Origin of the sequence: Clostridium drakei (assembly GCF_000633595.2) — a bacterium.
Lineage (GTDB): Bacteria > Bacillota > Clostridia > Clostridiales > Clostridiaceae > Clostridium_AM > Clostridium_AM drakei.
Genome location: NZ_JIBU02000022.1, coordinates 1 through 12,931 on the forward strand (window position 1 = coordinate 1; position 12,931 = coordinate 12,931).

Consider the following 12,931-nt stretch of genomic DNA (forward strand, 5'->3'; position numbering starts at 1 on the left):
ACTTATTACATAGAAATTTTGTCAATAGGATTTTCAATCCATTAATTAAACACTAGTGATTTTTTTTAAGTAATTCAACAGCTTTTCTTATACCTTTATTAATTTCCTGGTACATTTCAAACACTCTTATCCCTTTTTCATAGAGCCTATCCATAGGCTCAAATCCTGCTCTGACCACAAGCACTGCATTACAATCAATTACATTTTTTATTATATTTTCTATTTTGTCCTCATGTTCTCCACAATCATATACTCCATTACAGTACTTATTTACTTTTCTCTTCTCTCGAAATTTAATTTCATCATTTATCATGTCGTATATATAAAATTCTGACGCATGGCCAAAATGTTCATCAATACTTACACCTGATTTACTTGCAATGGCAAATCTGTACTTATGATGTTTCAATTCAATGACATTTTTATCTTCTAATTTATTTTCATTATCATTTGATTCCTTTGCAATATTATTTTCTCTAAATTGACTTGATATATCATTCTCTAAAGTTCCAATAGCATCTGCCCTACACTGCTTGCAATGATACATCTGTTTCAATATTGAATCGCAGCTTTTCCTCATGTCATTCAATTCAACTTCGGTTACTGTAGGGTTATTTTCAAATTCACTTCCCTTAACAGGTATCAGGGGCATAATATTTGCCATATATGCTCCACATTCTTTAACTTTCCTTACTATTTCAGGAACATGAACATCATTGATTCCTTTTATCATAACTATATTAACTTTACATACTATTCCCTTTTGTGCAGCATATTTAAGTCCTGATAATTGATTGCTCAATAACACTCTCCCTGCTTCTTCTCCAACAAGCACATCTCCCAAGTAGTTTACAAATTTATATATTTCCCCACCTATTTTAGGATCAACTGCATTTATGGTTATAGTTAAATGTGTAACCCCTAATTCTATCAATTTATCTACGTAAAAAGGAAGCATTAAACCATTAGTTGAAAGACAAAATGTAATATCTTTTGATTCATTTTTTATTAATTCTATAGATTTTTTTGTTTCATCAAAATTTGCAAGTGGATCACCAGGTCCTGCTATACCAACCACAGTTAAATTTCTAACCTTATCCTTTACTATTTTAAATTTATCTTTGGCCTCTTCAGGTGTTAAAACTTCACTTGTTACTCCAGGTCTGGTTTCATTTACACAATCATATTTTCTATTACAAAAATTACAACTAACATTACACTTAGGAGCTACTGGTATATGCATTCTTGCATATTTATGAGCAATGCAGTTATAACATGGATGCATAAATGTTTTTTCTTCTATAGTTCTTGCAGACACATTTACACTCATACTTATTTTCCCCTTTTCTAAATACAATTAAAGGCTAAAATAACTTCAAAGTTACTTTAGCCTTCAGTTTTCTGATCAACTAAATTATTATGAATAAACCAAAATATTATCTAATTCCTTCTTCATTTCATCAACCTTATTAAGTTTTTCCCATGGAAGATCTATATCAGTTCTCCCAAAATGTCCATATGCAGCTGTCTTTCTATATATAGGTCTTCTTAAATCCAAATCTCTTATAATTGCTGCAGGTCTTAAATCAAAAAGTTTATTTATAATTTCTAATATGTTATCTTTACTAACTTTTTCTGTTCCAAAAGTATCTACGCTAATTGATACAGGCCTTGCAACTCCTATTGCATAGGCAATCTGCACTTCTATTTTATCTGCAACTCCTGCTGCTATTAAGTTCTTTGCTACCCATCTTGCAGCATAAGCTCCTGATCTATCAACTTTTGTTGGATCCTTTCCTGAAAATGCACCACCCCCATGTCTTCCATATCCTCCATAAGTATCAACTATTATCTTTCTTCCTGTAAGTCCTGAATCAGCTTCAGGCCCTCCTTTTACGAACCTGCCTGTAGGATTTACAAGATATTTTGTATTTGAATCAATAAACTTTTCTGGTATTACATCTTTAACAACAAAATTTATTATATCTTCCTCAATCTTATTGTGATCTATATTTTCTTCATGTTGAGAAGATATTAAAACAGTATCAACTCTTACAATTTTTTCACCATCATATTCAACTGTAACTTGAGTTTTACCATCTGGTCCTAAATATGGAATTACACCATTTTTTCTTACTTGTGAAAGCTTTCTTGATAACTTATGCGCAAGTGCTATAGGAAGTGGCAAATATTCTGGTGTTTCATTTGTTGCAAATCCAAATACCATTCCTTGATCTCCTGCACCGATAGACTCAATATTATCTTCTTCTCCTTTTCTTAATTCTAAAGATTCATTAACTCCGATAGCAATATCATGAGATTGTTCATCTATAGACGTTAGTACAGCACAACTTTTTGCATCGAATCCAAATTTTGAATCCTTATATCCTATTTCACTAATAGTTTTTCTAACTACTTTTGGTATATCTACATATGATGTAGTTGATATTTCACCTACTAAGACCACTAAACCAGTATTTACAACTGTCTCGCAAGCTACACGACCATATTTGTCCTTTTCAATAATAGTATCTAATATTGCATCCGATATTTGATCGCAAATTTTATCTGGATGTCCTTCTGTAACTGATTCTGATGTAAATAATCTTGCCATTTTTATCACCCTCCAATGAATTTGATTAATTATATTTCAATCCATTAACAATTGAAATTAGAAAAGGCCAAGCCTCACCTATCTATGTAGATAAGTAAAACTTGACCTCTGGTTTATCCAGTCAATCAATAGAAATCAATATAATATTTTTAAATCAGATGAGTGTTCAAAAGAGTATACACAATTGTTAAGTTAAAAATTTAAACTTAATTTGATTGCTTAAAATAAAAAACTTTCTGTAAGAAACACAGAAAGTTAAATTCTCTTGTTTCTCATCTTCCAGGTTAATCCTGCTGGAATTAACACCTTAAATAAAATAATTATTCAGGTTGTTGGATTTCATCGGGCCAGTCCCTCCATCTCTCTTGATAAGAATTTTTTATTTGATTTATACACATAATACAGTTTTTAAATTTCTTTGTCAACAAAAATTTTTTATCTAATTTTTTTAAAATTAACTATTGACAAGCAAATTTAAAGGCTGTATACTTTGTAACAACGAAAGCAAACAATGCTAGTTACTTATAAATTTGAGAATTATTGTTTAAAATAAAATACGGAACTTCTTATCCAGAGTGGCGGAGGGACTGGCCCTATGAAGCCCGACAACCAGCATTTTTCATTTGAATGCATGGTGTTAATTCCAGCAGGTAAAACCTGAAAGATGAGAAGCATGAAGAGAACTCTTCTTGTAACTTATCTTACAAGAAGATTTTTTTATTTTGCCAGGTTATGGAAGTTTCGTTTTTAAATATATTTATTATTTAGGAGGAACAAAAAATGAGTGAAGAAAGAAAATTATCCTTTGAAACATTACAAGTACATGCAGGTCAGGAGCCAGATCCAACAACAGGATCAAGAGCTGTGCCAATTTATCAAACAAGTTCTTATGTATTTAAAAATGCAGACCATGCTGCAAATCTATTTCAATTAAAAGAGCCTGGAAATGTATATTCAAGAATTATGAATCCTACAACAGATGTATTTGAAAAGAGAGTTGCTGAACTAGAAGGTGGAGTTGCTGGTCTTGCAACAGCTTCAGGATTAGCAGCAATTTTATATTCAATACTTAATGTTGCAAGTGCTGGTGATGAAGTAGTTGCTGCAAGCACATTATACGGTGGAACTTATGAATTATTTGGAGTAACTTTAAAGAAACTTGGAATAAAAGTTGTATTTGTAAATCCAGATGATCCTGAAAACTTCAGAAAAGCAATTACAGATAAAACCAAAGCAGTTTACGCTGAAACTATAGGTAATCCAAGAATAAATGTTCTTGATATAGAAGCTGTTGCAAATATTGCCCATGAAAATAAAATACCATTGATCATAGACAATACTTTTGGTACTCCATATCTTGTGAGACCAATAGAATACGGTGCAGATGTAGTAGTTCATTCTGCAACTAAATTTATAGGTGGACACGGAACTACAATTGGTGGAATTATAGTTGATGGAGGAAACTTTGATTGGAAAACAAGTGGAAAGTTCCCTGACTTTACAACACCTGATAAAAGTTATAATGGATTAGTATATGCTGATCTAGGTGCTCCTGCATTTGCTTTAAAGGCTAGAGTACAACTTTTGAGAAACACTGGTGCAACTTTAAGTCCTCAAAGTGCATTTTATTTCCTTCAAGGATTGGAATCTCTCTCACTTAGAGTTGAAAGACATGTATCTAATACAAGAAAAATTGTTGAATTTCTAAGCAAACATCCAAAAGTTGCATGGATTAACTATCCTGAATTAGAGGGAAGTCCATATAAAGATTTAGCTAAAAAATATTTGCCAAAAGGGGCAGGTTCAATATTTACATTTGGAATAAAAGGAGGACTTGACGCAGGTAAGAAATTTATAAACAGCGTAAAATTATTCTCATTGCTTGCAAATGTAGCAGATGCAAAATCACTTGTGATTCATCCTGCAAGTACAACTCATGCTGAACTTACAGAAGAAGAACAAAAAGCTGCTGGAGTTACACCTGATCTTATAAGACTTTCAATTGGAGTTGAAGGTGTAGATGATCTTATATATGATCTAAATCAGGCTCTTGAACAAGCTTAAATAAAAACTAGTATACATCTCCTTTGCAGTTTTTCTGTAGAGGTGATGTATTTTTTTAGGGAGGCAATTATGGATATACAAACTAAACTACAAAATCTAAAGTCTAATATTGAAAGCATGAATAAACTTATCATTGCTTTTTCAGGCGGAGTAGACAGTACATTTCTTTTAAAAGTAGCTTCTGATGTATTAAAAGACAATATCATACCATGTTCTTCTACATAACCAGAACGTGGTATGACATGTTGCTATCTGAAAAAAATATTATTTATTTTGGATTTTTTATTACCTTGCTTACCTACTTGCTTCTTTATTTTTTAACTTCAACGTCAACAAAATTCCAAGAAAATACACAATGGCTCCAAATCCATATGCACCAGCAAAGTTTCCAATATGATCAATGATCCAGCCAGATACTCCTGGCCCTAAAGCTTGCCCTATTGCGTAGAATATAGAAATAAAACCAATTGCTGCCGAAACATATTTGGGTGGTACTTGTTCAGATCCTTTTACTTGAATCAGTGTTACAATTCCTCCAATGGATGATCCCCAAATAATTGAAGATATAATAAAGCCTGTTATATTTGTAAGCACAATAGGTAAGAGATCACCAACTACAGCAAAACACCAGGCAAGCAAAAGAGTCTTCTGTGCTCCAATTTTATCTGAAATAATTCCCCACAATGGTCCTCCAACAATACTAAATATTCCTGCTATTGCATAAACAAGTCCTGCCACTTCATTAGAAAAGCCTTTATTTAGCATAAAACTTGTTTGATACAGGTTTGGTATTAAATAAGCTAATCCAAGGAAAAAGTATAAAACGGCTATTTTTATAAGCTCCTTATTTTCTAACCATTGAGGTTTTTTCTCAATTTTTGATTTCTGCATAACATCCGGATTTTTCAGAACAACTGATGCAATTATCAAAACAATTAAAGATACGACTGAAAAAAACATCCACACAGCTCTCCACCCCAAGCTAGGAAAGTGTTTAATTAACAAAGGAATCATAAATCCACTTAAAAGCATTCCTATTCCTGCTCCACTTAGCAGAATTCCAAGCGCCATACCTCTTTTCTGTGGAAATCTTCCGATTACAATGGACATAAGCGGAGTAAAAACAAGAGAACTACCTGCACCAGAAAGAAACATGAACAAGCAGATCATCCAGAAATAGGAAGAAACCGAATTTCCTATCATTGCTACAAGAACCAAAAAGCCTCCGTTTAACAATACCGCCTTTGCACCCCAACGTAAGGCAAGCACACCTGATAAACCTACTGTCAGCAAATACCCCAAAAACATTACAGTACCAACCAAGCCTGTTTGTGAAATAGAAAGGTTCATTGACGCTTGCATGTAAGGTAAAACAGCACCGTAGGCCATACGGGCAAATCCGCTGGTTGTTAGTACCAGCAACAGTCCAGTTAAGGAAAATAGCCAAAAATCAACATTTTGTTCTGTGTTTTTGTTATTCATAAAAATTCACTCCTTCTTTATGTAATTCATATTTTGAGATTTGGAAAATCACCAAGACATTTAGGGTTTTATTAATCTCTTCATGTGTGTTTATATAAAGTTTTCATTGAGAATTGCATCAATCATTTAATAGATTACCAGCTCCTTATCCTTCGTACCACTCTGAAAAGTTAAAATTCCATCTGTTTGGACGATAAATTTCTATTACATCAAGTGGAAATAGTTATTTTTGTTATAACTTTAGGTTTGATTATTAAGGTAGAAATAATATAATATGTGTGCTATAATTCTTTAGTTAGATATAGCTAACCTACCGAAAAAATATTGCTGACTTAAACACATAGAATCTTATTTTTTAGCAATTTGGAATAAAATTATGCGTTAAAATAACTTTAATAAAGGATAAGGTGAAATATGAATGATAAACAAATAGCAGATTTTTTTGATCCAGAGGCACAAAAGCCAGCGAGTGAAGACGGCTGTTCTGTATACAAGATTCAAAATGAAACTGGTGAAGGCATTATTACACGATACGAAATATTGCCTGGCATTGAACTATTTTATAATGATTTTCATATGAGAGATGGACAAAATCAAAATAAACTGTCCCACCCTGATGTACTTGAAATCAATCATTGTAGAGAAGGTCGATTTGAGTGCGTTTTTAGTAATGGTGATTGCCAATATGTTGGAGCAGGTGACCTTGCAATTAATCGCCTAACAAATGAAACTACATCGACCGCTTTCCCATTATCACACTATCATGGAATTTCCATTACGATTGATTTGAATGAAGCAGTAACCACAATGAAGCAAATTGAAAATGTATTGGGCGAACTGCATATTGATTTATGTCAGATAGCGGAGCGACTTTGCAGAAAAGATACTTGTTTTATTCTGCGAAGCCATAACAATATTGAACATATTTTTTCCGAGCTGTATAGGGTTACTCCAAAAATGATAGCGCACTATTTAAAAGTTAAAGTATTAGAATTGCTCATGTTTCTGAATGATGTCCAAGTTGCTGAATATCAGGAAGAACGTCGATACTTTTCAAAGAATCAGGTTCAAGTGGTAAAACAAATGCAGTCATACATGATCGCTGACTTACAAAAGCATTACACCTTGCAAGAGCTATCAAAAAAATTTCACATTCCTCTTACCTCTATGAAAGTGTGTTTTAAAGGTGTTTACGGTTGCTCTATTTATTCTTATATGAAATCCTACCGTATGCAAGCGAGCATAATTTTATTAAGGGATACAACAAAAAGCGTTACAGAGATTGCCATGAAAATGGGCTATGATAACCCCAGTAAATTTTCAGAGGCCTTTAAAAAAGAATTTAGAAAACTGCCATCCAAATATAGAAAGAATTTGTCCAAATAGAGGTGAATTGGCCTTTTCAGAGTATCATAATAAATAATAATTATATAAACTCTTATCTGTGAGAGCGGATAGCTTGAGAGTGCTGTGAATCGTTCCTTTTTTAAGCTATGGTTAGTCTAATCTAACTATAATCGAGGAGGTGGTCGTACATGAAACAGGATATAAAAAAATATGCGATGAGCAAATTAAAGAGTTTATTATAAAATCCATTGGAGGTGATGCTATTAACTATGGCTATATTCAAGGCCAGCACAAGTTCTTCTATACACTAAACTTAATCGATATCTTTGATAAAAGCATTATTAACTATCATATGAAATTACATTGTGAAGCTAGAAATGCTATCACATTACTTAGGAAATACTTAATAAGAAGAAATTTATTTGATGAATAAATAAAAAAAGAGGCCTTTGAGCCCCTTTAGTTCACCGCGTCTTCCTATGTAAATATTTTCCAATAGGCTTATCTTCAATAAGCTTTCCACTGTATATGACCTTATTTCCTCTTAAAAAGGCATGTATCACTCTACCATGCTGCTCAAAGCCTTCATAAGGTGTATAATCTACATTTTGCATTTGATTTTTGGCACTTATAGATGTAGAAAAATCAGGGCTCCATACTACAATATCAGCATCACTTCCAACTGCAATAGTCCCTTTTTGTGGAAAAAGTCCAAATAATTTAGCTGCATTAGTTGAAGTAAGTGCAACCATTTCATTCATACTTATCCTATTTTTTAATACTCCATAAGTGTACATTAATCCAATTCTATGCTCTACCCCTGGAGCTCCATTTGGAATCTTGCTAAAATCATCCCTGCCAACCTCTTTTTGTTCTTTATAGTTGAATGAACAATGATCTGTTCCTATAGTCATTATCTCTCCAGAACTTACTCCTTTCCACAATGCATCATTATCATATGCTTTTCTAAGTGGAGGTGACATTACATATTTTGCTCCTTCAAAACTATTACTATCCTTATCTCCATAGAAAGAATCATCTAAGAGTAAATATTGAGGACATGTTTCTGCATAAACCTTTATTCCTCTCTTTTTAGCATCTAAAATACTTAATAATCCTTCTCTTGTGCTTAAATGCACAATATACACTGGTACATCTACAATTTCTGCAATATTGAGTAACCTTACAATTGCCTCTTTTTCAACCTGTGCCGGTCTTGTCAGTGGATGATAATAAGGAGATTTATTTCCCTTTGATTTAGCTTCATTAATAAGTTCCTCTATAATATCACCATTTTCACAATGGAAAGTTATAATTCCTTTTAGCTCTTTACTTCTTTTTAAGGCTTTAAATATTACACCGTCATCTACCTGAAGTGTATTCTTATAGGCCATGTATAATTTAAACGAAGTTACTCCTTCTTCAATCATATCTTTCATTTCATAACATGTTTCATCATTCCAATCCGTAATACCCATATGAAATCCATAATCACAATAACAGAGTCCATCTGACTTTTTATGCTGCTTTTTTAAAGCCTCTTTTAATGTTTCTCCCTTATTTTGTGTTGCATAATCCAATATTGTAGTAGTACCTCCCACTAAGGCTGCCTTTGTCCCCGTTCCAAAATTGTCTGCAGTTACTATAGAACCACTTTCAAGATCAAAGTGGGTATGAGTATCTATACCACCAGGTAAAACATAACATCCCTCTACAGATATGACTTCATCTCCAGGTCTTTTTAAACTTTTTCCTATTGAAACAACTTTTTCGCCTTCTATTCTTACATCTGAACAATAAGAATCTACTGCAGTTACAATTTTCCCACCTTCGAGTACTATTCCCATGAGCAAAACCTCCCCTAAAATATACTTCGTTATCCATTTAAAGTAATAACTGTCCCCGTTTTACCTTCTAAGGCATCTTCGCCTTTATAAAGTGATGTAATTATGGATTTATGAGAAGAGTTTGCCTTTGCAAACATAAGTGCTGCTTTCATTTTTGGAAGCATTGACCCTGGAGCAAAATGACCTTCTTCAATATACTTTTCTGCTTCTGCTACTGTAATATGGTCAAGATCAATTTGATTGGCTTTTTTAAAGTTAAGTGATACTTTTTCAACTTCTGTTAATATCATAAAAATATCTGCATTAACATCTTCTGCAAGTCTTTCAGCTGCAAGATCTTTATCTATAACTGCTGCAACACCTTCTAATGATCCATCTTCTTTTTTAACAACAGGAATACTGCCCCCTCCAGCTGCTATGCAAATAGTAGAATCCCACAATACTTTAATTACTGGGAGTTCAACTATTTTCTTTGGAGAAGGTGATGCTACTACTCTCCTCCATCCTCTTCCAGAATCCTCTTTCATTACATAACCTTTTTCCTTTTTTATCTTTTCCGCCTCTTCTTCACTATAAAAAGTGCCTATGGGTTTAGTTGGATTTTTAAATGCAAGGTCATTTTTGTCAACTACTGCCTGGGTTATAAGAGTTACTACAGGCACTTTCTTTTTTCTCTTATCCAGTGCCTTTCTCAGTGACTGCTGAATATGATATCCTATATATCCCTGACTCATAGCACTACATACATCAAGAGGCATAACTGGTGTGACACTATTAGCAACCTCAGAAGCAAGTAAAATTCTTCCCACTTGAGGACCATTTCCATGAACTATTAAAAGTTCATACCCCTTACAGCTTATATCTGCAATATATTCACAAGTTTTTTTTATAACTTTTAGTTGTGCCCCAGCTGTAGCTGCAGTATTAGGTTCTTGTAGTGCATTTCCACCTAATGCTATAACAAGTTTACAAAATCCCATTATTATTCCCCCACATAATTAGTTACATAAGATAATGGAATAAGTGCATACATTGCTGCACATTTGACTAATTCATTTTTCCAGGTCTTTTCATTGGGTGCATGCGCTTGGTCTTCGTGGCCTGGCCCAAAGCCTATACATGGTATTTTATATCTTCCCATAATAGAAACTGCATTTGTAGAAAATGTCCATTTATCTACCTTTGGTTCACTCTTAAATAAATCTTTATAACAGCTTATAACATTTTGGCACACTTTATGATCTTCAGGTAGTACCCAGGTTGGAAAGAAACATTCTGTAGGATATTTTAATCCTGTATAGGAAGGTCTTTCATAAGTGTACATTTCAACCTCAGCTCCTACAGCTTTAACAGATGATAAATTTTTAATTTGTTCAATTGCATATTCCCAGCTTTCACCATCAGTAAGCCTTCTGTCAATGGAAATACTGCATCCATCTGCTACAGCACATCTTGAAGGTGATGAAAAAAAGATTTCAGATACAGTCAATGTGCCTTTTCCTAAAAACTTATCATCAATCAACCTTTCATTTAATTCCTTTAATTCCTTTAATATAGGTGCCATTTTAAAAATTGCATTATCACCTCTTTCTGGTGCAGATCCATGACAGCTAACACCATGAGTTGTAACTTTTATTTCCATTCTTCCTCTATGTCCTCTATATATATTCAATGAAGTTGGTTCTGTGATAACTACAAATTCTGGCCTTACCTTGTCTTCATTGATTATATACTGCCAGCAAAGTCCATCACAATCCTCTTCTTGAATAGTACCTGTTACTACTAATGTATAATCTTCCTCAAGACCAAGCTCTTTAATTATCTTGCCTGCATAGACCATGGAAGCCATTCCACCTTCCTGATCTGACACACCCCTTCCTAAAATCACTTCATCATCCTCATAGCCTTCATAAGGATCATATTTCCACAGATTTCTATCCCCTATACCTACTGTGTCTATATGAGCATCCATGGCAATAAGGTGTTTCCCATGTCCTATATATCCAAGTACATTACCCATTAGATCTATTTCTACCTTGTCAAAACCTACTTTTTCCATTTCCTCTTTTATTCTAAGTATAACTTTTTCCTCGCCGCAGCTTTCACTTGGAATTGCAGCCATATCCCTTAAAAACTTTGATATTTCAGGTTTATATTTTTCTGCCAGCTCCAATACTTTTTGTTTATTTAAATCTAATGTCATTTAAAATCCCCCCATTTTGACTATATTTAAAAACGCTTCCACAGATCTTGTGCCAATTCCCTGCTTCTTGCCATAATTCTTTCTTCATCAATACCTACAAGTTTCCTATCTTCCATAATAACTTTACCATTTATAATGGTTGTATCTACACAACGTCCATTAATACCAAATAATAAATGCGAATTAATATTGCTTTCGTTTATTGGTGTAGGCGAATTATAATCTGCAATAATTATATCTGCCAGTGCTCCTTCTTTTAAAATTCCAATTTTTCCATCAATAAATCTTTCGACAATGTTTCTATTACTATAGAAAAACATTTGTGGAATTTCAGTCCAAGCTACAGTAGAATCTTCAAAAGCATGTTTGTGAATAATATTTGCTACTTTGTAAGATTCCATCATATCTGTAGTATAACCATCTGTACCAAGACCCAATAAAATTCCCTTCTTGTACATTTTTAGTACAGGAGATACACCTACAGCATTGCCCATATTGGATTCAGGATTGTGAACCACTATTGTATTTTTTTCTTTAATCAGGTCCATTTCCTCATCTGAAATATGAATACAGTGGACTAAAATTGTCTTATCTGAAAGTGCTCCTGCATCATACCATCTCTGCACAATACCTTTGCCATACTTTTCTTTAGTAATCTGCAAATCCTGTATACCTTCCCCTGTATGAACGTGAAAACCAGTATTTAAATTTTCAATAGCATCCATGCATTTTTTCAAGGTTTTATCCGAAATTGTCATAGAAGCATGAAGTCCAAACATACCTTTAATCATGTCGTCTTTTTTATCATTACAATACTTGATAAATTCTACATTTTCAGCAATACCTTCATCAGCAATTTTTTCTCCATCTCTATCTGAAGTTTCATAACATAAACTGCTGCGGATACCTATCTTTTCTGCAGCTTCAGCTATTTTAAATAAACTTCCTTTAACTGAATAAGCACTTGCATGATGATCAAAAGCAGTTGTAACACCATTTTTAACTTCATCAATCATTGGTACAATAGCACTATAATATATGTCCTCTGGAGTTAATACCTTGTCAAGTCTCCACCATAGTCCTGTAAGTATATCCATAAGATTTTTTGCTGGAGGACTGTCATTTGCCATTCCTCTGGCAAAAGTGCTGTAATAGTGCATATGAGTATTGATAAATCCTGGCATAATAAGCTTATTCTTTGCATCAATAAATCTTGCATCTTTATATTTTTTCTTTAATGCTTCAGTTGAACCAATTTCAACAATTTTATTTTCCTTTATAGCAATACATCCATCATCAATAATTGGTCTAGCGTCATCTCTAGTAATAAGCCTGCCATTTCCTATTAATAACATATATTTTCCCTCCATTTGT

10 protein-coding genes and 2 riboswitches are annotated in these 12,931 nt (G+C 33.3%); of the genes, 3 read left to right on the top strand and 7 right to left on the bottom strand.

Going from position 1 to position 12,931, the window contains the following annotated elements:
* Positions 1–52 precede the first annotated feature (52 nt).
* On the bottom strand, positions 53–1,330 hold the full coding sequence (gene nifB / locus EG57_RS0211485; RefSeq protein WP_032077357.1) for a nitrogenase cofactor biosynthesis protein NifB: 1,278 nt from the start codon (positions 1,328–1,330) through the stop codon (positions 53–55).
* A gap of 87 nt (positions 1,331–1,417) precedes the next feature.
* Entirely contained in the window at positions 1,418–2,614 is a 1,197-nt protein-coding gene (gene metK / locus EG57_RS0211490; RefSeq protein ID WP_032077358.1) for a methionine adenosyltransferase, read from the bottom strand.
* 269 nt (positions 2,615–2,883) lie between these two features.
* Positions 2,884–2,989, bottom strand: a riboswitch (SAM riboswitch).
* Between the two features lie 188 nt (positions 2,990–3,177).
* Positions 3,178–3,285, top strand: a riboswitch (SAM riboswitch).
* A 109-nt stretch (positions 3,286–3,394) separates the two neighbouring features.
* Here metK and EG57_RS0211495 point away from each other — a divergent pair.
* On the top strand, positions 3,395–4,678 hold the full coding sequence (locus EG57_RS0211495) for a homocysteine synthase (RefSeq protein ID WP_032077359.1): 1,284 nt from the start codon (positions 3,395–3,397) through the stop codon (positions 4,676–4,678).
* Positions 4,679–4,747: 69 nt separating this feature from the next.
* Complete coding sequence (locus tag EG57_RS26540) at positions 4,748–4,903, top strand: hypothetical protein (protein ID WP_161782711.1); 156 nt, start codon at positions 4,748–4,750, stop codon at positions 4,901–4,903.
* A gap of 69 nt (positions 4,904–4,972) precedes the next feature.
* Here the strand turns inward: EG57_RS26540 and EG57_RS0211500 are convergent, their stop codons facing one another.
* On the bottom strand, positions 4,973–6,160 hold the full coding sequence (locus EG57_RS0211500) for an MFS transporter (protein ID WP_032077360.1): 1,188 nt from the start codon (positions 6,158–6,160) through the stop codon (positions 4,973–4,975).
* Between the two features lie 414 nt (positions 6,161–6,574).
* Here EG57_RS0211500 and EG57_RS0211505 point away from each other — a divergent pair, with 414 nt between their 5' ends.
* The gene (locus tag EG57_RS0211505; RefSeq protein WP_032077361.1) at positions 6,575–7,546 is read left to right on the top strand and encodes a helix-turn-helix domain-containing protein; all 972 of its coding nucleotides are present in this window, start codon (positions 6,575–6,577) and stop codon (positions 7,544–7,546) included.
* Positions 7,547–7,971: 425 nt separating this feature from the next.
* Here EG57_RS0211505 and hydA read toward each other — a convergent pair whose 3' ends face one another.
* Genes hydA through ssnA form a run of 4 tightly spaced genes read right to left on the bottom strand, consistent with a single transcriptional unit; the run spans position 7,972 to position 12,912 of the window.
* Positions 7,972–9,354 (bottom strand): dihydropyrimidinase, encoded by a 1,383-nt coding sequence (hydA, locus tag EG57_RS0211510; RefSeq protein WP_032077362.1) that lies wholly within the window; start codon positions 9,352–9,354, stop codon positions 7,972–7,974.
* A 29-nt stretch (positions 9,355–9,383) separates the two neighbouring features.
* Complete coding sequence (gene arcC / locus EG57_RS0211515) at positions 9,384–10,334, bottom strand: carbamate kinase (protein ID WP_032077363.1); 951 nt, start codon at positions 10,332–10,334, stop codon at positions 9,384–9,386.
* Positions 10,335–10,336: 2 nt separating this feature from the next.
* On the bottom strand, positions 10,337–11,557 hold the full coding sequence (locus EG57_RS0211520) for a YgeY family selenium metabolism-linked hydrolase (RefSeq protein ID WP_032077364.1): 1,221 nt from the start codon (positions 11,555–11,557) through the stop codon (positions 10,337–10,339).
* A 26-nt stretch (positions 11,558–11,583) separates the two neighbouring features.
* On the bottom strand, positions 11,584–12,912 hold the full coding sequence (gene ssnA, locus EG57_RS0211525) for a putative aminohydrolase SsnA (RefSeq protein WP_032077365.1): 1,329 nt from the start codon (positions 12,910–12,912) through the stop codon (positions 11,584–11,586).
* Between the last annotated feature and the right edge of the window lie 19 nt (positions 12,913–12,931).